22 protein-coding genes, 1 tRNA gene and 1 pseudogene are annotated in these 23157 nt (G+C 65.3%); 10 read left to right on the plus strand and 14 right to left on the minus strand.

All coding sequences use genetic code 11. From position 1 onward, the window contains the following. Positions 1-96 precede the first annotated feature (96 nt). A complete protein-coding gene (locus AC3A35_RS01805; RefSeq protein ID WP_487434115.1) occupies positions 97-1788 on the plus strand; it encodes an AMP-binding protein in 1692 nt (563 codons plus the stop codon). Between the two features lie 134 nt (positions 1789-1922). On the opposite strand, the gene AC3A35_RS01810 is transcribed toward AC3A35_RS01805, so the two are convergent. Continuing rightward, positions 1923-2981: an AraC-like ligand-binding domain-containing protein gene (locus tag AC3A35_RS01810; RefSeq protein ID WP_487434116.1), complete on the minus strand. Its 1059-nt coding sequence runs from the start codon at positions 2979-2981 to the stop codon at positions 1923-1925. Positions 2982-3272: 291 nt separating this feature from the next. On the opposite strand from AC3A35_RS01810, the gene AC3A35_RS01815 reads away from it, so the two are divergent. Genes AC3A35_RS01815 through AC3A35_RS01830 form a run of 4 tightly spaced genes read left to right on the plus strand, consistent with a single transcriptional unit; the run spans position 3273 to position 8051 of the window. Then, the gene (locus AC3A35_RS01815; RefSeq protein WP_487434118.1) at positions 3273-4163 is read left to right on the plus strand and encodes a transporter; all 891 of its coding nucleotides are present in this window, start codon (positions 3273-3275) and stop codon (positions 4161-4163) included. Between the two features lie 32 nt (positions 4164-4195). After that, on the plus strand, positions 4196-6337 hold the full coding sequence (locus tag AC3A35_RS01820; protein WP_487434119.1) for a molybdopterin-containing oxidoreductase family protein: 2142 nt from the start codon (positions 4196-4198) through the stop codon (positions 6335-6337). 36 nt (positions 6338-6373) lie between these two features. Further along, entirely contained in the window at positions 6374-6679 is a 306-nt protein-coding gene (locus AC3A35_RS01825; protein WP_487434120.1) for a 4Fe-4S dicluster domain-containing protein, read from the plus strand. 1 nt (position 6680) lies between these two features. After that, positions 6681-8051: an FAD-dependent oxidoreductase gene (locus AC3A35_RS01830; RefSeq protein ID WP_487434121.1), complete on the plus strand. Its 1371-nt coding sequence runs from the start codon at positions 6681-6683 to the stop codon at positions 8049-8051. Between the two features lie 1010 nt (positions 8052-9061). On the opposite strand, the gene AC3A35_RS01835 is transcribed toward AC3A35_RS01830, so the two are convergent. The 8 genes from AC3A35_RS01835 to AC3A35_RS01870 all read right to left on the minus strand — a co-directional run bounded on the left by AC3A35_RS01835 (position 9062) and on the right by AC3A35_RS01870 (position 15550). Next, positions 9062-9715, minus strand: a complete 654-nt coding sequence (locus tag AC3A35_RS01835; RefSeq protein ID WP_487434122.1) for a 3-oxoacid CoA-transferase subunit B — start codon at positions 9713-9715, stop codon at positions 9062-9064. Continuing rightward, a complete protein-coding gene (locus tag AC3A35_RS01840) occupies positions 9708-10370 on the minus strand; it encodes a CoA transferase subunit A (RefSeq protein ID WP_487434124.1) in 663 nt (220 codons plus the stop codon). The genes AC3A35_RS01835 and AC3A35_RS01840 overlap by 8 nt, the downstream gene beginning before the upstream one ends. A gap of 253 nt (positions 10371-10623) precedes the next feature. After that, entirely contained in the window at positions 10624-11577 is a 954-nt protein-coding gene (kce, locus tag AC3A35_RS01845) for a 3,5-dioxohexanoate:acetyl-CoA acetone transferase (protein WP_487434126.1), read from the minus strand. Positions 11578-11760: 183 nt separating this feature from the next. Continuing rightward, complete coding sequence (locus AC3A35_RS01850; RefSeq protein WP_487434128.1) at positions 11761-12132, minus strand: tautomerase family protein; 372 nt, start codon at positions 12130-12132, stop codon at positions 11761-11763. A 503-nt stretch (positions 12133-12635) separates the two neighbouring features. Beyond that, on the minus strand, positions 12636-12764 hold the full coding sequence (locus AC3A35_RS01855) for a hypothetical protein (RefSeq protein WP_487434129.1): 129 nt from the start codon (positions 12762-12764) through the stop codon (positions 12636-12638). 11 nt (positions 12765-12775) lie between these two features. Further along, positions 12776-13528: an SDR family oxidoreductase gene (locus AC3A35_RS01860; protein ID WP_487434131.1), complete on the minus strand. Its 753-nt coding sequence runs from the start codon at positions 13526-13528 to the stop codon at positions 12776-12778. Between the two features lie 130 nt (positions 13529-13658). Then, complete coding sequence (locus tag AC3A35_RS01865) at positions 13659-15041, minus strand: MFS transporter (protein ID WP_487434132.1); 1383 nt, start codon at positions 15039-15041, stop codon at positions 13659-13661. A 137-nt stretch (positions 15042-15178) separates the two neighbouring features. Beyond that, entirely contained in the window at positions 15179-15550 is a 372-nt protein-coding gene (locus AC3A35_RS01870) for a tautomerase family protein (RefSeq protein ID WP_487434133.1), read from the minus strand. 278 nt (positions 15551-15828) lie between these two features. Between AC3A35_RS01870 and AC3A35_RS01875 the strand changes: the two are divergent. The 4 genes and pseudogenes from AC3A35_RS01875 to AC3A35_RS01890 all read left to right on the plus strand — a co-directional run. Next, positions 15829-16725: pseudogene (locus AC3A35_RS01875) on the plus strand (IS3 family transposase); the annotation flags it as partial. 100 nt (positions 16726-16825) lie between these two features. Further along, the gene (locus AC3A35_RS01880) at positions 16826-17695 is read left to right on the plus strand and encodes an AraC family transcriptional regulator (RefSeq protein WP_487434134.1); all 870 of its coding nucleotides are present in this window, start codon (positions 16826-16828) and stop codon (positions 17693-17695) included. Positions 17696-18502: 807 nt separating this feature from the next. After that, positions 18503-19558 carry a hypothetical protein gene (locus AC3A35_RS01885; RefSeq protein WP_487434135.1) on the plus strand — a complete coding sequence of 352 codons (1056 nt, stop codon included), beginning with the start codon at positions 18503-18505 and terminating at the stop codon, positions 19556-19558. Then, positions 19504-19896: a hypothetical protein gene (locus AC3A35_RS01890; protein ID WP_487434137.1), complete on the plus strand. Its 393-nt coding sequence runs from the start codon at positions 19504-19506 to the stop codon at positions 19894-19896. The genes AC3A35_RS01885 and AC3A35_RS01890 overlap by 55 nt, the downstream gene beginning before the upstream one ends. Here the strand turns inward: AC3A35_RS01890 and AC3A35_RS01895 are convergent. Next, positions 19857-20132 carry a hypothetical protein gene (locus tag AC3A35_RS01895; RefSeq protein WP_487434138.1) on the minus strand — a complete coding sequence of 92 codons (276 nt, stop codon included), beginning with the start codon at positions 20130-20132 and terminating at the stop codon, positions 19857-19859. The two genes, AC3A35_RS01890 and AC3A35_RS01895, sit on opposite strands and share 40 nt — an antisense overlap. Positions 20133-20732: 600 nt before the next feature. On the opposite strand from AC3A35_RS01895, the gene AC3A35_RS01900 reads away from it, so the two are divergent. After that, positions 20733-20924, plus strand: a complete 192-nt coding sequence (locus tag AC3A35_RS01900; RefSeq protein ID WP_487434139.1) for a hypothetical protein — start codon at positions 20733-20735, stop codon at positions 20922-20924. A gap of 207 nt (positions 20925-21131) precedes the next feature. Here the strand turns inward: AC3A35_RS01900 and AC3A35_RS01905 are convergent. The 4 genes from AC3A35_RS01905 to AC3A35_RS01920 form a co-directional block, all read right to left on the minus strand. Next, a tRNA-Lys gene (locus AC3A35_RS01905) sits at positions 21132-21207 on the minus strand. Between the two features lie 82 nt (positions 21208-21289). Beyond that, entirely contained in the window at positions 21290-21892 is a 603-nt protein-coding gene (ruvC, locus tag AC3A35_RS01910; protein WP_487434140.1) for a crossover junction endodeoxyribonuclease RuvC, read from the minus strand. Beyond that, positions 21889-22206, minus strand: coding sequence for a heavy metal-binding domain-containing protein (locus AC3A35_RS01915; RefSeq protein ID WP_487434141.1), 318 nt, complete (start codon positions 22204-22206; stop codon positions 21889-21891). Before AC3A35_RS01915 ends, ruvC begins: the two co-directional genes overlap by 4 nt. Positions 22207-22243: 37 nt before the next feature. Further along, positions 22244-23125, minus strand: a complete 882-nt coding sequence (locus tag AC3A35_RS01920) for a DMT family transporter (protein ID WP_487434143.1) — start codon at positions 23123-23125, stop codon at positions 22244-22246. Positions 23126-23157 lie beyond the last annotated feature (32 nt).

Here is a 23157-nt window from a genome sequence, read left to right on the forward strand (position 1 = left end):
CCTGCAGGGACACAAGGCTGGCGAGCATGGCCGACACGGTGCGATGCTCCATTTTCCGTTATTCGACTGGTATCGCCAAGCACTGAGGAGGAATTCATGACCGACGTATCTGAATTCATCACCGCACGCGACTTCCTGCTTCAGTACCGCAGCAACTACGCCACCGCCTACGCCGGATTCAAGTGGCCGAAGCTCAAGGAATTCAACTGGGCGCTGGACTACTTCGACGCGATGGCAAAGGGTAACGACAACCCCGCGCTGTGGATCATCGACGAGGGCGGCAGCGAGTCGAAGCTGTCCTTCGCCGAGATGTCGGCACGTTCGAACCGTGTTGCCAACTGGCTGCGCAAGCAGGGCGTCAGGCGCGGCGAGCGCATCCTGATCATGCTCGGCAACGAAGTGCCGCTGTGGGAAACCATGCTTGCCGCGATCAAGCTCGGCGCAGTGGTAATCCCTGCGACCACCTTGCTCACGCCCGACGATCTGGTCGACCGTGTCGAGCGCGGCCAGGTCAAGCATGTGGTGTGCGGCACGGCCCACACCGACAAGTTTGAGAGCCTGTCCGGCAGCTGTGACCGCATCGCCGTGGGCGGCGCGCCGGCGGGCTGGAAGGCCTTCGAGGAGGCCACGGCCGAACCCGACCAGTTTACCCCGGACGGCGTGACCCGCGTCGACGACCCGCTGCTGCTCTACTTCACCTCGGGCACTACTTCCAGGCCCAAGCTGGTGCTGCACACCCACCAGTCCTACCCCATCGGCCACCTGTCGACGATGTACTGGATCGGCCTCAAGCCCGACGATCGCCACATGAACATCTCGTCGCCGGGCTGGGCCAAGCACGCGTGGAGCTGCTTCTTCGCGCCATGGAATGCCGGCGCCTGCGTGTTCCTGTACAACTACAGCCGCTTCGATGCGAAGGCGCTGCTCGAAGTGCTGGTGAGGTACGAGGTCACCACGCTGTGCGCGCCCCCCACCGTGTGGCGCATGCTGATCCAGCAGGATCTTGCGGTGGTGAGGACCAAGCTGCGCGAATTGATCAGCGCCGGCGAACCGTTGAATCCCGAGGTCATCGACCAGGTGAGGAAGGCCTGGGGCATCACCATCCGCGACGGTTTCGGCCAGACCGAGACCACCGCGCAGATCGGCAACACACCCGATCAGCCACTCAAGCCCGGCTCCATGGGCCGACCGCTGCCCGGCTACAAGGTCGCCCTGCTCGATGCCGACAGCAACGCGAGCACCGAGGGTGAGGCCTCGCTGGTGCTTGGCGAGCACCGCCCGATCGGCCTGATGGTGGGCTACGCCGGTGACCCGGAGAAGACCGCCCAGGTCATGCGGGACGGGCACTACCGCACCGGCGACGTCGTCAGCATCGACGAGGATGGCTACATCACCTACGTGGGCCGCGCCGACGACGTGTTCAAGGCCTCCGACTACCGCATCAGCCCGTTCGAACTCGAGAGCGTGCTGATCGAGCACCCGGCGGTGGCCGAAGCCGCGGTGGTGCCGAGTCCGGACCCGGTGCGTCTGGCAGTGCCCAAGGCCTTCGTTATCCTGGTCGCAGGCCACGCGCCGAGCAAGGAGCTGGCCAGGGACATCTTCGCCTTCACCCGCGAGCGCCTGGCACCGTACAAACGCATTCGCCGCCTGGCCTTTGCCGATCTGCCCAAGACCATTTCGGGCAAAATCCGCCGCGTGGAGCTGCGCAAGGCCGAGGAGGGGCGCAGCCCGTCGGCCCGCGGCGAGCTGGAGTTCTTCGAGGAGGACTTCCCCGAACTGAAGGGTTAAGCTGAAGTTCCAGCGCCGTTTCGGCGAGCAGTTTGTGCCGGCCGATGCAGCCGATCAAGGCCGCGTACCCGAGGGCGTGGATTTGCCGGAGCAGTCGATGGGGTCAGTTCCAACGCTGCTGCCGACGTCGAGCGTCATCCGAGCGCCATGGTTCCGGATCGGGGGACGTGCCCGCTTCTGCAAGCGCCTTCGCCGCAGGATTTCCAGGCGCTCGGCGACATCCCGTAGCGTTCGTGGAAGGTCCGGCTGAAGTGGGAGAGATTGTTGAAGCCCCAGCGCATCGCCACCTCGGTGATGCCGAGCGCAGCGAAGCGGGGATCTTCCAGCTCGAGGCGGCAACGGGCCAGGCGGGCGTCGAGCACGTAGCGCATCAGCGAGGTGCATTCGCTCTCGAACAGGCGGTTGATATAGCGTGGGGACAGCCCGGTGCCCTCGGCGACGAACTGGCTGCCGAGGGAAGGATTCGACAGGTGGTGCCCGACGAAGGACTTGATCCGCTCGAGCGCGGCCAGGCGGGATTTCGTTTCGGGTGGAACGAAGCCCTCGGCGGCGAACGCGAGGCCGAGCAGCGCCGAGGCGTGGCGCATCAGCACCGGCATCGTGTCGTCCTGAACCCGGGTGAGCTGGCTCACCCAGCTCCGGATTGCGTCGGCCAGCATGCAGCCCAGCGGTGAGGTCGAAGTGAGTTTGCGTGCGGTGCAGAGCTCGGTCCGGGCGATCTGGGCCTGCAGCAGTGCGCGCGGAACGCTCAGTACCACCTCGGACCAGTTTTCGCCGAATGCCAGCCGATGGGGTCGCGTAGCGTCGTACATCGCGATGTCGCCCGGCTCGAGCAGCACCGCGCGGCCGCCCTGCTCCATCGCCTGCGTGCCCTGGTTCATCAGCACCACGAAGAACACGTCCTCGTACGCGGTCCGCGGTTCGCGGTAGCGGCGTTGCACGCTCTGCTCTGCGGCAACGATCAGCGACAGCCGGCCGGCGTCGGAATGGCAGGCCTGTACCCGGCCGTGGAATTCGCTGCGGTCGGCGGCGCGCACCTCGACGTCGGCGAAATTGCGCAGGATGACTTCGCGCCAGTAATCCAGCGGATCGGCGTCGAAGCCGCCGACTTCCTCCTGCACGACCCGGACGAGGGACTTGGCCGGGGGCCTTTCGGCCGGCGTATCGGGTGGCAGCAAGAGTCGTAGATCCATCGCACATCTTGGGCGGTTGGGGGATCGCGTGCGCTCATCTTCGGATTGATGTTCCCTGACGTCAACCGGGCCGCCTGAGACAAGCGCAGGGCCGTTGCGATCAAGTCGCACGCCGCCTCCGCCTTCCTGCCGTCGCAGGCAAGCAATCGGTCCGTTTCGGCAAAGCAGTCGATGCGTCCTGGTCGGAAACTGGATTCGCAAGCCGGAGACAAGGCGCCGAACGCCTCGACGTCGGCCATGGTGGCAGCGCTTCGGCCCACCCCGACTTCCAAACCCAAACGAGGAACCGTGATGGAAAAGTTCGAACGACCCCTGAAGAAGCTGCGCTGCGGGCTCAGCGCGGCGCTCGTCCTGGCCACTTCGTCCGCGTCGGCCCTGGAGGTCGCACCGGGGGATTACGAGGCCTATCCTGCCGGCGCGACGATCGCGGTCCAGTATCTGCAGTTTGCCGAGACCGACAAGCTGTATCGCGACGGTCGGCGCGTTGCCGACGATTTCGAGCTGCGCCCGACGGTCGGCATCTTCCGTCTGCTGCACGTCGTGCAACTGTCCGAGAACGCCTATGTCGATCCGCAGTTCCTGCTGCCCTTCGGCCGGGTCGAGGGGCACGGTACGGCGGACGCCCTCGGCAGCGCCTCGGGCGTCGGCGACCTCATCCTCACTGCGCCGCTCAAGATCGCGCTCAACGAGGCCCGGGACGTGTTCGCGGTGTCGCCCTATCTGATCCTGCCCACCGGCCGTTACGACCGCGACGACGCGTTGAACCTGGGCGAAAACCGCTACCGGGCGATCCTGCAAATGGCCTACGTGAAGCACTTCGGCACGCGCTGGGCGGTGGACCTGGTCGGCGACGCAACCTTCCACGGCGACAACGACGACTTCGGCCCGACCAGTGCGCGGCTCGAGCAGGCGGTGCGTTACGAGGGTCAGGCCCATCTGCGCTACCACTTTTCACCGGCCACCCATGTCGGGCTTTCGCTGGGCATGGTCAGGGGCGGCGAGACCAGGGTGGACGGCGTGTCGTCCGACGACGCGCTGCGCACCCGATACATGCGCCTGAGTTTCACCAGCTTCGTGACCCCCAGCACACAGGTACAGGTGCAGCTCGGGCGCGACCTCGACGTGCACAACGGACCCGCCGAAAAGCTGCGGCTGAACCTGCGCCTGGCCTACGTCTTCTGACACCCAGGCCGGCCCGATCAAGGAGAAAGACGATGAACGAAGATCGCAACGAAACGAGCTCCGCCGAAACCCGGACCGTGCTCGGCGCCTGCCCACAGGACTGTCCGGACACCTGCTCGATCGTGGCCAAGGTGCGCGACGGGCGGGTGCTCTCGGTGGCGGGCAATCCGGACCACCCATATACGGCGGGGCGGCTGTGCGTGAAGGTGAACCACTATGAGGAGCGCGTGCACAGCGCCAACCGGGTGCTCCACCCGCTGCGCCGGGTGGGGGCGAAAGGCGAAGGACGTTTCGTCCGGATCAGCTGGTCCGAGGCGCTGGACGAGATTCGCCGGCGCTGGGACGGGATCATCGCCGAGTCCGGACCGCAGGCGATCCTGCCCTACAGCTACCTCGGGACCCAGGGCACGCTCAACGGGCTCTCGGTCGGCGACCCGTTCTTCAACCGTCTGGGCGCGACGATTTCCGAGCGCACCTTCTGCGACTCCGGCGCGTGCACCGGCTACATCATGACCCTGGGCCCGACCGCCGGGATGGACCCGGAGAGCCTGCGCCACGCCCGCTTCATCATCCTGTGGGCGACCAACCCGATGAGCACCAACGTGCACCTGTGGCCGATCATCGCCGACGCGCAGCAGCGCGGGGCGAGAATCGTGGTGGTGGATCCGGCGGTTTCGCGCACCGCGCGCGCGGCCGACTGGCACGTCCGGATGCGGCCCGGCACCGACGCGGCGCTCGCCCTCGGCCTGATCCACGTCATCGTCGCCGAAGGCCTGATCGACGCGGATTACGTGGAGCGCTTCACCACCGGCTTCGCCGAACTGGCCGAGCGGGCGAAGGAATACCCACCCGAGCGCGTCGCCGAATGGACCGGCATCGCGGCCGAGGACATTCGCCTGCTCGCACGAGAGTACGCGCGCAGCCAGCCCTCGGCGATCCGCATCGGCGTGGCGCTGGAGCGCCATCGCGGCGGCGGCCAGGCGGTGCGCGCGCTATCCTGTCTGCCGGCCCTGGTGGGGGCGTGGCGGCGGCCCGGCGGCGGCATCCTGCAGCTGCCGTTGTGGGCCTTTCCGGTGCAGTGGGACGCGCTGTCGCGGCCCGACCTGATCCGACCGGGGACGCGGGTGCTCAATCAGTGGCTGTTGGGCCGGGCACTGACCGGGGCGCTCGAACTCGATCCGCCGATCCGCTCGCTGTTCGTCTACAACGCAAACCCGATGGTCGTCGCGGGCGAGCAGCAGCGCATCCGCGAGGGGCTCGCCCGCGAGGACCTGTTCACCGTTGTCAGCGAGCAGTTCATCACCGACACCGCCCGCTACGCCGACATCGTGCTGCCGGCCACGACCCAGGCCGAACAGCTCGACATCATGTTCTCGTGGGGCCATCTGTATCTGAGCTACAACCAGCCGTGGATCCCGCCGCTGGGCGAGGCGGTGTCCAATACCGAGCTCTTTCGCCGGCTTGCCCGGGCCATGGGCTTCGATGATGACTGCTTCCGCCTGTCGGACGAGCAACTCGTCGATCTGGCCTACGACTGGTCGCATCCGGCGATGGCCGGCGTCACCCTGGAGCGTCTGCGCCGCGACGGCTATGCGCGGCTGTCGCTGCCACCGGCCGAGGCCTATGCGCCGCACGCCGAGGGCGGATTCCCGACCCCATCAGGGAAGGTCGAGCTGAAGGCATCGATGGCAGCGGGGGGCAATTTCGTGCTGCCGGTGTTCCGCCAGGGCTCCAATGAGTTCCAGGACGGGAGCCCGGTCGATCCGCTGCCGTGCTGGCGACCGGAATGGCTCGAGCCCGATGCCGCGCATCCGCTGGTGCTGCTGTCGCCCAAGAGCCACGCCTTTCTCAACTCGGGCTACGCCAACTTCGATCGCCAATTGCGCCATTCCGGCCCGCAACGCGTTGCGATTCATCCCGCCGACGCCGCCGCGCGCGGCATCGCCGACGGTATGGCGGTGCGCGTGGCAAGCGCCAGCGGCAGCTTCGATGCGCTCGCCGAGGTCGGTGAGGACGTGCCGCCCGGCGTCGTCCGCGCGCCGATGGGGTATTGGCCGCAAAGCGCCGGCGGTGCGGGCGTCAACGCAGCCAATCCCGCCGCCTTCACCGACCTCGGCCGCGCACCCGCCTTTTCCAACACCCGCGTCGAGGTCCGTCCGGTCGATCCGACCTGATGCTGCCGCGAGCGTCCTTCAAATCAGGAGGCCATCATGCCGCACGTCGTTACCGACAACTGCCATCTGTGCCGATTCACCGAATGCGTCACCGTGTGTCCGGTGCGCTGCTTTCACGCCGACAGTGAGCGGCTCTACATCGACCCGGAGGTGTGCATCGACTGTGGCGCCTGCGTGTCCGCCTGCCCGGTCCACGCGATTGCCGACGCGTTCGACCTCGACGCCGAGGGCGATGCGTGGATCGCCCGCAACCGGGAGGCCGCCGGCCGGCTGCCGGTGATCGGCGAGCGCCAGGCACCGCTGCCGGGCGCCGACACCCGCCGCCAGGCGCTGGGGGTGTGAGATGGATACGATCCACCGCTTCGCGATCGTCGGCAGCGGGCCGAGCGGACTGTTCGCCGCCGAGGCGCTCAAGCGTGCGCTGCCGGCCTGCCGGATCGATGTTTTTGAACGGCTGCCGGCGCCCTTCGGGCTGGTCCGCTACGGCGTCGCACTCGATCATCCGAAGCTCAAGTCGACCGCCGAGGTGCTCGCCGGCATTGCCGCGTTGCCCGGGCTGCGCTTCTTCGGCAACGTCACCATCGGGCACGACGTGCAGGTGCCCGAGCTGCGCGCCGCCTACGATGCGGTGGTGCTCGCCTGCGGCGCCCAGGGCGAGCGGCCGCTGGACATCCCGGGCGCGGAACTGGGCAACTGCTTCGGCGCGCGGGCCTTCGTCGGCTGGTACAACGGCCATCCCGACTTCACGGCGCTGCAGCCGGATCTGTCGTGCGAGGAGGCGGTGGTCTTCGGCCACGGCAACGTCGCGCTCGACATCTGCCGGATCCTGGCGCTGCCGGTGGACGCGCTCGCGCGCACCGACATCGCGGCGCATGCGCTCGACGCGCTCGCCGACAGCCGCATCCGCCGGGTCCGGCTGATCGGCAGGCGGGGCCCGGTGCAGGCAAGCTTCACGCCGAAGGAGTTGCGCGAGCTGACCGGACTCGCCGACATCGCGGTCGAGGTGGTGCCGGCCGAACTGGAAATCGGCGCGGCGTGCCGCGCGGAACTCGACGCCGGGGCCAATCCGGCACCCGACAGGAACCTGCGCATGTTGCGTGGGCTGACGGAGGGCGAACGACGCGCGGCGCGGGCTTCCATCGAGATCCGTTTTCTGCTGAACCCCACCCGGGTGCGCGGATCGCACAATTGCGAGCGCCTGGAACTGATGCGTAACCGCCTGGAAGGCGAGCCGTTCGCGCAGCGGGCGGTAGCGACCGGCGAAACCGTCGCGCTCCCCTGCGGCCTGCTGGTTTCCGCGATCGGTTTCAGGGGCACCGCGATCCCCGGCGTGCCCTTCGACCCGCGCAGCGCAAGCGTCCCCAATCGTGCCGGTCAGGTCGTCGCGAGCGACGGAACGCCAATGGCGGGCATGTTCGTGACCGGCTGGTACCGGCGCGGACCGAGCGGGGTGATCGGCACCAACCGTGCCGATGCCACGGAAACCGTCGACAGCTTGCTTGCCGCGCTGGGGCCGCCGAAAGCGGCGCGTGCGGAGCTGCCCGAGCGCCTGTTCGGCCGCGGCCTGCGTTACGTGTCGCTGGCCGATTGGGATCGGCTCGACGCGATCGAGCGCGAGCGGGGTCGGCCCGCAGGGCGGCCGCGCGACAAGCTGTGCACCGTGACGGAAATGCTCGCCCACCTCGAAGGTGAGTGCGCCACGCATGCGGCCTAGAAACACCCGCCCACAGCACCACAGGAGACGACAACCCACGAAGCTGCAGACCACACCTCAGGCCAGCGCGGCAACGCGCGCCTTCCTGGAGCGGTCCGGGAGTGCCGCGGTCCGGAGGCTCGCGTCCGGGCGCTGAGCGGGTGCCGGCCGGAAACTCATGTTTTTTTGTTTCCTTATCTGCAAACGGCGCAAGATGGTCGAAGTACCGTCTGACGAGTTCAGCAACCGATACGCGGTCCTGAGCCCTAAGCAAGATGGCTCCTGTCGCTTCCAGATAGTCGGCAAGACGAGTCTCGGCGATGCTGACCGCAGAGTGATCGCCCATGGACAGGGCCAGGATCTGTTGCCTTGTCTCGACAGAAAGAGCCCACGAGGTTCCCATCGCTTTCAGTGCCTTTTTCAGTCCGGCCATTCGCCGCAACACCCGACGCAGTGGAAGCTGCCGTTCGTTGCGCCAACGCGATGTGGGCGCCTGAGCGGCAGCTTTGCGGGCGGAGCGGTCAGTGAGGGTAGGATGGCGCCGGTCGGCCACCGGCCAACAGCCGCCGTTCGACTTTGCCGACTGAACGTCAGGAACAGACTGAGTGCCGCCGGTCAAGGCTCGCCGCCGAATGACAGCAATTGCCGACACCGGACTTTGACCGTTCCTTGGGACGGCTGTCCGCTGCACCTCGCGAACCGGTCCTTCAGCAAAGGTCAGGGGGACCACTGTCCATGGCCCCGCGACCTGGAACCGGCCCGCGGCTGTTCTGGTAGGCGGTGAACTGGAAGTCCCGACGCGCAGCCGCCGTCCAGCCCCCCCAGTCTCACTGTCGCGAAGAAGTCTTTCCGTGTGGGGTCGTCGTTCGCGGTGGTCAGGGGACAGCACGGGGTCTCTCGACGGCCCGCTGCCGTGGAGGACGCCCTCATCCAAAGCGCTATCTGAATCCTCGTCTTGTCGACCGTTGGCACCCCTCCACCGTTCGGCGCGGTGCTGAAGGCCTGCACCAAAGTCTGACCGGATTAGAAGTTCAGTGAAACGCCATGCAAGGCACATGCTCGGGAACCAGCAGCCGAGTATCGGTCGCTCGTTGCACGGTGTCGATGTCGACGCCAGGAGCCAGCTCCCTCAGGATGAGACCGCCGGCGGACGGCTCGATCACGGCGAGTTCCGTCACGATCAGGTCCACGCGACGCTCCGAAGTCAAAGGCAACGTGCAGACGTCTACGATTTTCGGCCGCCCCTTGGCGGTGTGCGTCATTGCCACGATCACGCGACGCGCGCCGGTGACAAGATCCATCGCGCCGCCCATGCCCGGCACCATGCTGCCCGGCACCATCCAGTTCGCAAGGCGGCCCTTGCGGTCGACCTGCAGCCCTCCGAGCACGGTCACGTCGAGGTGCCCGCCGCGTATCAGCCCGAATGACATGGCGCTGTCGAATGTTGCCGCCCCAGGCAGTGCGCTGATCGGACTCCCGCCGGCATCGGTCAGGTCCTCCGCTTCGAGTCCCTCTTCAGGAGTCGCCTGCATACCGACGATGCCGTTCTCGGACTGGAAGAAGATGTTGGCGTCCCGCGGCACCAATGAGGCTACCAGGGTCGGAAGCCCGATCCCCAGGTTCACCAGATAACCGGGGCGTAGCTCCCTGGCCACGCGCTTCGCGATCAGTGTCTTGTCATCCATGCACGCGCTCCTTCGCCACGAGACGATCCACCAGCACTGCGGGCGTCATGACATCGTCCGGCGCGATGACGCCGACCGGCACGATCTCCTGCGACTCCGCGATGACCGTGTCCGCCGCCATTGCCATGAGCGGGTTGAAATTGCGCGCCGTCATGGCGTACGTGAGGTTACCGATGTGATCCGCACGTCGGGCATTGATGAGCGCGAAGTCTGCTCGCAACGGCATCTCGAGGAGGAACAAGCGACCGTCGATCTCCAAAGTGCGCTTGCCTCGCTCCACCAGTGTCCCGACGCCTGTGGGTGTCAACACACCACCCAGCCCGTAGCCTCCGGCGCGAATCCGTTCGGCGAGCGTTCCTTGGGGCGCCAGTTGGACATCGAGTTGCCCGTCCAGCATCTGCCGCTGCGTCTCGGGGTTGGTACCGATGTGACTCGTCACGACGCGCCGCACCAGCCGCGCCGAAATCAGCTTGCCGATGCCAAACCCAGGACGTGCGGTGTCGTTGGCGATCACCGTCAGACCCTTCTTGCCTTGCCGCACCAGTTCATCGATCAGGCGCCTGGGGGAGCCGACGGCCATGAAGCCGCCGATCATCAGGGTCGCTCCGTCCGGAATGCTTTCTATGGCGTCGCTCACCTTGAATGTCTTGGCCACGATCGACCTCCTTGGCGCTCGCAGCGAGCCGTCATCTTGATCAGATTTGACGCGAGCTCGTTGTGGACGGTTTCAGCTTGTGCCGGTGTCCATTCCGCGAGCCCTGTCCCGCCCTTATGCCGGTGTGACGTTCGTCGATGAGCCGGTCCAGTGATCACGACCGAATGGCCGGCTGTGACGCGCCGCCGGTCCAGGGAGAACGATGCGCTCATTCCGACGCGAAGGTCCTCCACGGCGTAGCCCTTGAGTTGGGTCATGACGCCGTCCCGAAGCCGACGGCGTCCTTGCCCTTCAGGCCGAGCATCGCGCGAGCTTCGGCGGGGCTGGCCACTTCCAGAGACAGTTCCTCCAGGATTCGCTTGATCTTGCGGACCTGCTCTGCACTGGACCTGGCCACCTGGCCTTTGCCGAGATAGAGGCTGTCCTCGAGCCCGACGCGGACATTGCCGCCCATCACGGCGCCCATCGTCAGCAGCGACATCTGGTGCCGGCCGGCGCCCAGCACCGAGAACCGATAGTTTTCGCGCCCGAAAAGACGATCCGCGGTGGTGCGCATCATCACCAGGTTCTCGGGGTCCGGCCCCATGCCGCCCAGGATGCCGTAGATGCTCTGGATGAACAGCGGCCCCTTGACCAGACCTTCGTCAAGGAAGTAGGCAAGGTTGTAGAGATGACCGACGTCGTAGCACTCGAACTCGAAGCGCGTGCCGCATCCTTCGCCCAGCGTTTGCAGGATGTACTTGATGTCCTTGAACGTGTTGCGGAAGATGAGGTCTTCCATCCCCTCGACGTAGGGCTTCTCCCAGTCGTAGCGCCAGTCCTTGATCTTGCGCGCCGCCTGGTGGATCGAGAAGTTCATCGACCCCATGTTCAGCGAGCACATCTCCGGCTTGGCCTGCAGCGGATAGGCGAGGCGCTCTTGCATCGTCATCCGGGTGCTTCCGCCGGTCGTGATGTTGATCACCGCATCGGTCGCGGCGGCGATGCGAGGCACGAACTGCTCGAAGATCGCCGGGTCCGGCGTCGGTTGCCCGTCCGACGGGTTACGTGCATGCAGGTGCAGGATGGCTGCGCCGGCTTGGGCGGCTTCGATCGACTGCTCGGCGATCTGGTCCGGCGTCAGCGGCAGGTACGACGACATGGTCGGCGTGTGGATGGCGCCGGTCACGGCGCAGGTAATGATGACTTTGTCCTGGGTCTTGTCCATGGTGACTCTCGAAATTGAAGGGGTGGGACGGCAGTTGCCGGCGCTCAGACTGCCAGCCATTCGGAGAGCAGCTTTTCATCGGCTGCCACTTGCTGAAGGGTGCCCTCGAAGACCACGCTGCCGTGGCCCATGACGCACACCCGGCTAGACACCTTCAGTGCGATCGCGATGGCTGCACCACCCTCACACGCGAGGAGCCTCGGGCAGGCGTTCGCCGCCGCGCACGACGTATTTGGCCGGATACAGTGCGACGAGAACCTCGATTTCGTCCTCCGGTGCCCCGGTGCACGCGCTCCAGATCGAGCTCACCTTTTTGGCCAGCGACAGCACGGCGCCATCGCTGCGCCCATCACGTATGTGGCAGAAGATCAGCGTTTCAGAAGTGGGCTCTCCTGAACGGTAGGTGTTCTCGGGCGTCGATTCATGGAATACGACGCTGATCAAGTCGAGCGGCGAGAGGATGACCTCCCTGATCGCGCTCGTGAGCTCGCTGGCGATCTTGGCCTTGACGCTCGCTTCGATTCCGACCTTGCATTCGCAAACAATGATGGGCATGTTGTGTCTCCGTGAGATGGGTTACCGAGGCCCTAGTCTCTCGGAACGTCGGCGTTGGTGATTGCAACGCGGCGCCACCACTTGCTTGGAAGTGCCACGACATGGCGTCGTGCCGCCGGTCCAGGCCAAGCTCGCTATTGGTGGGCCGGCCCAACCCGTGCGACTTATGTAGTGCCCCAAACAGAGCTCACGCGTTTTGGCACGTGCGAGATCGCGCGTTCACAGGGTGCTGGTGGCCATCGCGCGGGACGTTTGGGCGCCGCGCATCGGCCAACGCTCGCTGCTCGTGGCCGGTGGGCCGCTGTATGCGGCCGGGGGTCTCTCGCTTACCTGTGCGCGGGACCGCGCTGTCGACGGCGTTTTTCTGCCTGCGCATGGACACGCGTCCGGCGGTGCGGCGATAGCCGCTCAACTTCGGCGAGCCGATCCGCCGATCCCGCTCGATAAGTCTGATCGCGTCAACACGCCAACACGAACATAGGTGACGATCTCAGCATGCCTGTTCAGGTGGAGCGGAAAGCCAGCAGATGGGCAAACTCGTCGTCGTCCAGACGCACCAAGTGCCCCGTCGTCGGCGCCAGACCCGCGATTGCCAAGTGCAGTCTGGCTTTCAGCCAGTCTTCCTCTTCCAATGCTGCGATGCTCAGATCTGGGCCTTACCGCCGTCGACGAACAGTTCGATACCGTTGACAAAGCTCGAATCGTCGGAGGCCAGAAAGACTGCCGCCTTGGCAATTTCGTCCGGATCGCCGACGCGGCCCATTGGGATCCGCGAGGCCAGGGCATCGAGCATTCCCTGCTGCCGTGCGGCGTCGGGGCCGGCCAGACCAAAGAAGCCTGGCGTCTTGGTGGGTCCGGGGCTGAGCGTGTTGACCCGGATGCCGCGACCCTTGAGATCGAGAATCCAGTTGCGGGCGAAAGAGCGTACGGCGGCCTTTGAGGCGGCGTAGACACTAAATGCCTCGGTGCCGCCGCTGGCGGCGGTGGAGCCAGTCAAGATCACTGATGCGCCGTCCGCCAGCAATGGCAAAGCCTTCTGTACGGTAAACAGTACGCCCTTGACGTTACAGCCAAAGGTGTCGTCATACTGCTCCTCAGTGATTTTCCCGAGCGGCAGCAGCGAGCCGCCGCCGGCGTTGACGAACAATACGTCGATCCGCCCCATTTCCGATCTCACCCGATCGAACAGCGTGTCCAGGTCGGCCATGTTCGATGAGTCGACCCGGATGCTGGTAGCGCTACCGATCTCGGACACCGCGGCGTCGAGTTCGGCCTGTCGGCGACCGGTGACGATGACATGCGCTCCTTCGCTAGCGAACCGCTTAGCCGTAGCGAGCCCGATTCCGGTGGATCCACCGGTAACAATTGCGATCTTGCCTTCAAGTTTGCGTGACATGGAAGTCTCCCTGGTTGGTTGTCAGATGAAACGCGAGTCATCAGCGCCGGCCCGCTGCCGTGCCGCTCCCATAGGGCAGGTCGGCGAGTAGGGCTCTCGATCAACTCGTACGCTCGCAACTGGTCGAGCATCAAGGCCGCTGCCCAACCGCGCTCGCGTCGTGGCCTTGCGAAGGGGCCGACGACTTGTGTTTGATCAAAGCGACCGCGACACCGCCGATCACCGCCGCCATTGCAATGGTGAGGAAGTTCTGCACCAGCGGCAGCTTCATCGAGACCAGCAGCCCGATCACGATCGGCGCCGCGATCGCGCCGATGCGCCCGACCCCCGAGGCAAAGCCGAGTCCCGTCGAACGGATCGACGTCGGGTAGAACTGCCCGGCATACGCGTACAGCAGGATCTGCGTGCCCAGCGTCGACGCGCCGACAACGGCAACGATCAGGAACAGTGGCTGCGCGCCGTAGCCGAGCAGCGTCAGCGAGACCGCGGCGACCGCGAAGAATGCGCTCGTCACCCATTTGATGTTCAGCTTGTCGGCGAGCCATCCGCCACCGACGGCGCCGACGACTGCACCGGCGTTGTAGGCGAGCAGGAAGTTCAGTGCGGAACCGAGGCTGTAGCCGGCCATGCCCATCAGCTTGACCAGCCACGAACTGAGCGCATAGAGCATGAACAGGCAGGTCATGAAGGCGACCCAGAACATCACCGAGCTGAAGCCGCGGCCGTCCAGGAACAGCCTGCTTACGGTCGGACCATCGGCCTTGTCCTCGGCCGGAACGAGGAACTCCTCGTGCGGCTCGAGCCGCATGTCCGGCCGGATCTTCCGGACCACTTCGCGCAGATGAGTGTCGTCGTGCTGCTTGATCAGGAACGGCAGCGACTCAGGCATGTACTTCAGGATGAACGGGATCAGCACCACTGGGGCGCCCGCGGCGATGAACACCGATTGCCAGCCGTAGGTCTCGATGAACTGCTTGCCGAGCAGCGCGGCGAGGATGCTGCCGGCCGCGTAGCCGCAGCACATCAGCGTGACCATCACGCTGCGCACCTTCTTCGGTGAGTATTCGGTCATCTGCGCGGCCGCAGTCGGGATCGCGCCGCCGATGCCGAGCCCGGCGACGAAGCGCATCACGCTGAAGGTGATCGGGTCGTTGGTGAACCCGGCGGCCGCGGTGAAGACGCTGAACAGGAACACGCAGATCGCGATCGCCCAGCGGCGGCCGATCTTGTCGGCCAGCGCGCCGAGCGCGATCGCACCGAACATCATGCCGAACAGCGCCGAACTGGCCATGAAGCCCGCAGTCGCGGCCTCGACATTCATCGCCTTCATGATCGACGGAAGCGCGATGCCGGCGACCGCGAGGTCGTAGCCGTCGAGCACCAGAATCACGAAACACCAGATCAGCACGGACCCGTGAAAGCTGTTGAACTTGGCCTCGTCGGCCAGTTTGTGAACATCTATCCGGTGCGCGCTTGAATGTGCTGTCGCCAGCTCAGGGCGGGTTGACTTCATTGACTTGTCTCCTTTTGTCTTCGGTCTGAGGTCCAGCAAGCGGGCGCACGTAACCACATCAGGGGTCGAGACCTGACGGTCAACGCCCCCTTGCATGGGCAAAGGCGCTCCCCGTGGTCCGGGGAGGCCGCACCACCTCACACGCGAGGAGCCTCGGGCAGGCGTTCGCCGCCGCGCACGACGTATTTGGCGGGGTACAGTGCGACGAGAACCTCGACTTCGTCCTCGGATGCCCCCGTGCACGCGCTCCAAATCGAGCTCACCTTCTTGGCCAGCGACAGCACGGCGCCGTCGCTGCGCCCATCACGTATGTGGCAGAAGATCAGCGTTTCGGAAGTAGGCTCTCCCGAACGGTAGGTGTTCTCGGGCGTGGCTTCATGGAATACGACGCTGATCAGGTCGAGCGGCGAAAGGATGACCTCCCTGATCGCGCTCGTGATCTCGGTGGCGATCCTGGCCTTGACGCCGGATGCGATTCCGACCTTGCATTCGCAAACAATGACGGGCATGTGTGTCTCCGTGAGATGGGTTACCGAGGCCCTAGTCTCTCGGAACGTCGGCGTTGGTGATTGCAACGCGGCGCCACCCTTGCTTGAAAGTGCCATGACATGAATTTCTGGCCGAGACGGCTTGCGTGTGCGTCAAAGACTTTGCCGACGGATTTGAGATGGAGCGCAAGGCACATATCGAAGCCGATCGGGTGCTCGACGACATGATTCGAGGGCCAGTGAGCGGCTTGAATCGCCCCGGGTTTCGCGGAGGCTCCAACTCTTGAGAAGATGGAGCCATAAAGAAGAAATCAGTGAAATTCTCCCCCGAGGTCGTCGAGCGCTCTGTGCGCATGGTGTTCGAGGCCAAGGACCAGTACGAATCCCGGTGGGCGGCGATCGTCTCGATCGCGGCAAAGATTGGCTGCACGGCGGAAACACTGCGCCGATGGGTTCGCCAGCATGAGCGCGACACGGGCCAGCGCGAGGAGCTCACGAGCGCCGAACAGCAACGCATCAGGGAGCTCGAGCGCGAGGTGCGCGAGTTGATGAGGGCCAACGCGATCCTGCGCCTAGCCTGCGCGTATTTCGCGCAGGCGTAGCTCGCCCCGTCGGCCTATCGACGCACGGTGGCGCACCGGCGTAATTCGGCCTTGCGCTGTGCGCGATCCCGCCGTGACGAGGTGCTGGAGGGGCACATCGAGCGGGCCTGGCAGGCCAACCTGCGGGTGTATGGGGCGCGCAAGGTGTGGCGGCAGCTGCAACGCGAGGACATCGAGGTCGCCCGCCGCACCGTCGAACGGCTGATGCGGGCCAAAGGGCTGCGTGGCGTCATGCGTGGCAAGGCCGTACGGACCACCCGGCCGGACTGTGCTGCACCTTGTCCCCTCGATCGCGTCAATCGGCAGTTCGCCGCGCAGCGTCCGAACCAGCTCTGGGTCTCCGGCTTCACCGATGTCTCGACCTGGCAGGGCTTCGTGTACGTGGCCTTCGTCATCGACATCTTCGCCCGCTGCATCGCGGGTTGGCGCGTCAGTCGGTCCGTGCATGCTGAATTCGTCTTCGACGCGCTAGAGCAAGCCTTATGGGCTCGGCAGCCGGAACGCAACGCCTTGATCCATCATAGTGATCGTGGCTCGCAGTACGTCTCGATCCGCTACAGCGAGCGACTGGCAGACCCGGGCATCGAGCCGTCGAAACCCGGGGCGATTCAGCTTGTCTATATTCTGTGGGCCGCATACACATTCCAAGGCGCACAATGAGCGAGCCGGACGCAAGGTCGAAGCGGAGTAAGCGATGCATGATCAGCTAGACTCACAAGCGGAATATCGCGAGGTTGGGGGCGAACTCGTCTCCGGCACCATTGTCGACTCACGCACCACACATCTTGAAGTCCTCGTGCGCCGATCGGCCGGGCCCATCTCTTGGCGTTTTCGTCAACCGCGGCTCGCGCTGTTTTGGTTTCGGAACGGCCTCAAAGAGTTGCATCTGGACGTCGACGGCCGCCGCATCCACTCGGGAATAAGACAAGGAACAAGCCTTGCGCTGTTCCCAGCCTCGACTTCAGTCGAAGGCGAGTTCGACGTCGCCCCGTCCTTCGACTACACAGTGGTTTTCCTCGACCCGACCGTTGCGTCCGACGCCGGCTGCCACTTCGATCGGCCGCTGATTGCCTTCGGCAACGAAGATCTGCAACGTGGCCTTTCGGTGCTTTGCCGTGAGGCGGGCAATGCAGACAGCCTTTACGGGTTGTTCGCCGAGGGCTGGGCAATGCAGGCACTCGCCCTACTGGCGCGCGTCGACGGCAGCCAAGCAGCCACCGTTCGCCCGTGCGGTGGTCTCGCACCTGGCAGCTTGCGGCGCGTTATCGACTACATCGAGGCCGACTTGTCGAGGCCGTTCACGATCGCGGGCTTGGCCCAAGTTGCCGGTGTCAGTCCCCGGCATTTCATCCGGGCTTTTCGGGAAAGTGCCGGACTGACACCCCTGCGCTTTGTGTACGGTCTGCGTCTCGAGCGGGCCAAGGAGTTCCTCTTGGATCCCCGTCGCACCGCAACTGAAGTCGCGCTGGATTGCGGCTTCAGCCACGCTCAACACTTCAGCACCGCATTCAAGAAGGCGACCGGCGTGACGCCGTCCGATTTCCGCAGGGCTGCGATGCGCTGATGGTCACGCGGCCTAGCTATTAATTGCTAGCTTGATGTCGTTCCTGGAAATCCGGATCAGGTGACCAGTTCGGGAGCCGGCGCGCCTGACGAGCGATGCTTCGATGCTTGGCGGGGAGGAGGACGGTCCCCCACGATGAGACGGCCCAAGTGCTGCTCGCCATGCAAACAGGTGGCGCGTGACCTTGATTCTCGACACAAGCACCGGCCGCAGGAATGGAGGCGCTGTCCACGCCGGACTTCACGATCGCCACCCAGAACGGAGTCGCCGCTGCGCGGAAAGCCGCTCGGGCTACGCCCTACACGCTTTGCTGCGCAGCGAGCGGCACACGACTTACACCACTTCGCGGGACATCAACGGAGGAGCCGTTTCCACCTTAGGGCCGGCGTCGACTTCACTGCGCGGCGATGACCGGAATGCAGCCGAAACCGCGAGTACAAAGATCGAGGTCGACCGGCAGGATCCGCTGCATTGCTGTCGTTGGCTGACAAAACCTGAACGACTCTTGAGGGTCGTAAGCGGAAGTCTGCGTGTGCTTCGGTCGGCCGTCGTAGGTGTGGCGGGTCGATCGGCTAGGTGCTGCGGTCGCGGAATGTATGCGTTTTCGACTATATTTCGCAGCCACTTGACAGCATGGGGGGCTTGCTCGGTCTCGTTTTCGACTTTAATTTTGTAAGGCGTCGATCAAGGCGGGCGGTGAGCCCGCATGGACGCTGGAGCGGAGTTTTCGACTTCAATTGCAAGGAACACGGGTGGCCGCGCTGGCCCGCGACGGCAAGAACGACATCGCCGCGGCGTGGGCGGGGGGTGATCGACAACTACCCAGAGTTCGCCGGCCAGGGCTACGACACCGACCACGCCGCCGCGATCGGCGACGACCGCTTCATGCACGAGGTCATCGCCAAGGTGGGCGAGGCCGCCGCCGGCCACAAGTCGAGCCTGTGGCGCGATCCGCTGGCGGCGGTCAATCGCTTCCTCTTGAAGATGGAGCTCGGGCGCCAGATCAACAAGATCGAACTCGCGAATCTGGTGGCGGGCAGCCTGGCGCGCGTCATGTGGGGCGAGCCGGGCGGGCAGCGGCAGGTAGCGCTGGACTCGATGCGGAAATACCCCGGCGGGCGCAATGCAATTTCTGTGGCAGATACCCTAGGCCCTAACGTCCGAAGCGACTCCGGGGCGCTTTTTACCGTATTGGAAGTCGCGACAGGGCGCAAGACGCAACTCACTGCACACGAGATTCGCCGCGGGTCGGAGTACGGACCGATGGCCCAGCGCCAGGATCAGGCCGCCGGGCCGGACGGATGGAAGGTGAACCCGGGTGCGAGCGCGGCCGGCAATGATGCGCACGCCCCTACACACGACGCCCCTACACTGTCCCGGAGCGACATGGGAGCCGGGTTCTTGGCCTCCGCGCATACGGGACACCGCAAGGGTGGCAGCCCGGCAGACAACGGAGACGACACCAATATACCGGCTGGCCGCCGCGACAACAATCCGATGACCCAGCGCCCGTTCAACCTGGCCGACTACACGGCGCCGCGGGGCGAGCAGGCGAAGAGCGTCGTGCAGTCGCTGTTCGACGCGGTCAAGTCGCCTTCGGCCACCAAGTTCAACTGGCTCCACAAGACGATCTCGACCCAGCTCCACAAGGCGAGCACCGACGCGGACTTCCGGCGCATCTTCCAGATGGCGACCGAGTACGAAAACGATCTCGCCCGGATGGCGGTGCGCCCGACCTGCTGCCGAGCTTCTATCAGTTGGGCAAGGCGTTCAACCGCGTGGTGCACGGCAACCGCAACGCCAAAGCCTTGCGCAAGGTCGCCGACGCACTCGTCGCGGGCACCCTCGCCGGGAGCGACGTGACCACCGGGCGCATCTGGTCGAAGCCCGAACTGCGCACCTGCTTCGGCCTCGACGACATCGGGATCAAGCTCTACGAGCAGGCGCGCGCGGCGATCGAAGCGTCGCTGCAGGAAGCGGCGGCCGGGCTCGCGTGGCAGACCGTGAAGCGCTACGTGCCCGAACTCAAGGACGGTGTGCGCAGCGTGTCCGAGTTCGCCCGCGAGGCGATCGAGATGGCGCTGCGCAAGCTTGAGGACGAGCCGCGCTCGAGGCCCGGTTGCGCGAGGAGGCGCAGGCGGGCGCCGACCCCGCGACGTTTTCAGAAGCGTGGAAGGCGCTCTTCGCGGATGAGCTGGTGAAGCTTCCGGCGAAGCAGCCAGACAAAGGGTGAGAGCATCAAGGCGAGCGTGCTGAGGTGCTCCGAGAAGGTGCCCGGATTGCTGCCGATCCCGTGCGGATAGAGCGCGATCAGCGCGACCGCCATGTCGGCGTGCATCATCGCGTCGAGCGCGATGTGGCTGAGGGTGCCGAAGTGCACCGAGCCGACCACCACCTTCGTCGAGGCGCGCCCGATGCGCTCGACGAGCGCCGCCACGCGAGGTAGAGAAGAATCGCGGCGGCCGCAATGACGAACGACCCCGGCCAGGTGTGCGTGGGCCCGTGCAGCGGCCAGTCGAGCACCCCGTAGAGCTTCAGGCCGGCTCGATGTCCATCAGCACCTGGGAGAGCGCGAAGGCGACGAACGAGAATCGGTCGCCGAGCGTGGCCTTGGGCAATGCGCCGAAGGCGAGGTGGAAGGTTGGGAATGGCACGACAAGCGCTCGCCTTAGTGAGGGAGGCACCCCGCCACGCGCAATGCAATCTCGATGGCCGAGACCCTTGAGCCTACGTCCAAGAACGATGGCGGGGATGCATGACTGTAGCGGCAAAGGCATCTCGCGCCAAGGGGGCACTGATGCAAGGCCCGATGGGGTACGAGACAGTGGGCGGGAATTGCCCAACGCTGGTTCACCCGCACGAGGCTCTTATAGTGTGCGCCGACGCGGTCAACTGGAAGAAGGACGCCGTACCCGTGACGCAACGTCTATACAGCGTCGCGACAAAAGAAAACCTCCTCGGCACCCGAGTATCCAGTGCTGGCGCCGAAGCGCCCGGGCGGTCTGGCTCGTCGCACCAAGGAGGCATTTAAAGTGTATTGCACGAGCTGTTGAACTTCAACGGCTCGGAGCCGATGGCCCAGCGCCCGTTCAACCTGGCCGACTACGCCCGTGGAGGTCATGTGCATGACCGTGTACCGATGAACGAAAGCAATGCGCAAGTCGGTGCCGACCTGAGCGAGCAGTGCCGCGCGGTACTGCATGGCCCGGAAGCGCGTCGCCAGCGATAGACGGCAGCGAGGCGTCCATTGCGCAATGACGTGAACAACTCAGGACAGCCCGGCCGCACGCCGTTCTTGTGTCTGCCGAACGCAACGGATTGTCGCCGTACCTGCTGACGGGACCGCTGGACTTTTTTCTATTCCTACCCAATTCCTACCCAACGACCAAAAAGCAAAAAGCCAACCCCGAAGAGTTGGCCTAAGTGCTTGAATTCTTGGTGGGGGCAGTAGGATTCGAACCTACGACCTACTGATTAAGAGTCAGCTGCTCTACCAACTGAGCTATACCCCCATGCCGTTGTGCTACTGTCGCCGGAGATGTATTCCGTCGAGAGGCGCGCATAATAGCCAATCAAGGCGGGAAGTGCAAGTTTTTATGGGGCAGGTTTCTTGCCGGATGTATTCAGATCGGGGGCCTGCATGCGGCCACCGCGGCGACGGGTGCCAATGCCTGTGATCGCGCCGATGCCCTGGCTGCCGTGTGCATGGCAAATCGCGCAGGCGAGCGCGTCGGCGGCGTCGGCGCCAGGCGGGGCGTCGAGCGCGAGCAGGCGCTGGACCATGTGCTGGACCTGTTCCTTGGCCGCCTTGCCGTGACCGACGACCGCTTGCTTGACCTGCAGCGCGGTGTATTCGGCCACCGGCAAGTCGCACGAAACCGCGCCGCAGATCACCGCACCGCGGGCCTGGCCCAGCAGCAGCGTGGACTGGGGATTGACATTGACGAACACCTTTTCCACCGCGACCATGTCCGGCGCATAGGTCCCGATGACTTCGCGCACGCCGTCGAGCAGCGTCTTGAGACGGCCGGGGAGTTCTCCGTCGCGGGTCTTGATGCAGCCGCTGGCGACGTAGCGCAACTGGTTGCCGAGCACGTCGATGAGGCCGAAGCCGGTGATCCTCAGCCCGGGGTCGAGGCCGAGGACCCGGGTGACGACGGTGCGCGAGGCGATGCCGGTCAGGCGCAGCTCGCTCAAACGACGACCGCCGTTCCGCTGACGCAGACCATCAGCATACCGTTGTCCTTGCCCAGCACTTCATAGTCGATGTCGATGCCGACCACGGCGTTGGCACCGAGCTTGGCGGCCTGTTCGGCCATCTCTTCCATCGCCAGCTCGCGCGCATCGGCCAGCGCACGCTCGTAGGCGCCGGCGCGGCCGCCGACGATGTTGCGGATCGAGGCGAACAGGTCCTTGAAGATGTTGGCGCCGATGATCGCCTCGCCGGTGACGACACCGAAGTAACGCTGGATCGGGTGGCCTTCGAGGGTGGGGGTGGTGGACATCTGCATGGAGCTACTCCGCTGGTTGTGTCGTATGCGGATGCTATCAGGCCTTGCGCGCCAGCCATACGCCGGCGACGGCAACGATCATGCCCGCCAGTGCCAGGCCGGTGAGGGTCTCGCCGAACATCGCCCACGCAATCAGTGCGGTGGTGGGCGGGGTCAGGTAGAACAGGCTGGCGACGTTGACCGCACTGCCGCTGCGGATCAGCAGGTTGAGCAGGCTGATCGCGCCGAGCGACAGCACCACCACCAGCCACAGCAGCGCAAAGATGAATTCTCCGCTCCAGGTGATCTCCATGGTCTCCGTCCGGCTTGCCATCAGCGCGGTGAGGATCAGGGTGGGGACGAACTGGATGACCGATCCTGTGCGCAGGTCGAAGCGCGGGCAGAAGCGTTTCTGGTAAAGCGTGCCGGCGGTGATGCCGATCAGCGCGACCAGGGCCGGAGCCAGCATGGTGCCGAGGTCGTCCGGCGCGACGCCCTCGACCGCGATCTTGTTGCTCACCACCAGGGTGACGCCGAAGAAACCGAGTGCGAGCCCGCCCCACTGCTGGATGCTGACCCGTTCGCCGAGCAGCATTCCGGCGCCGAGAGCGGTGAGCAGCGGCTGCATGCCGACCACCAGGGCCGTGACCCCCGCCGGCAGACCGCGATGTATCGCCACGAACACGCCGCCGAGGTATAGCGCCTGGACCAGCACGCCGGTGACGGCGATGTGCATTGCCGCGCTCGGGCTGTTCGGCCACGGCGCGCGCATGGCCAGGGCAAGCATCACCATCAGCATGATCACCAGCACATAGCGGGTGGCCAGAAAGCTCAGCGGCTCGGCATAGGGAAGGCCGAACTTGGCGCCGATGAAGCCGGTGCTCCACAGTACGACGAACAGCAAGGGCATGATGCGTTGGGCAAGCGACGGGGTGGTCATGAGCGTGGGCGAGTCCGCCAAAAAGAAACGGG

This window comes from Azoarcus sp. Soil_N_20 (assembly GCF_057656155.1).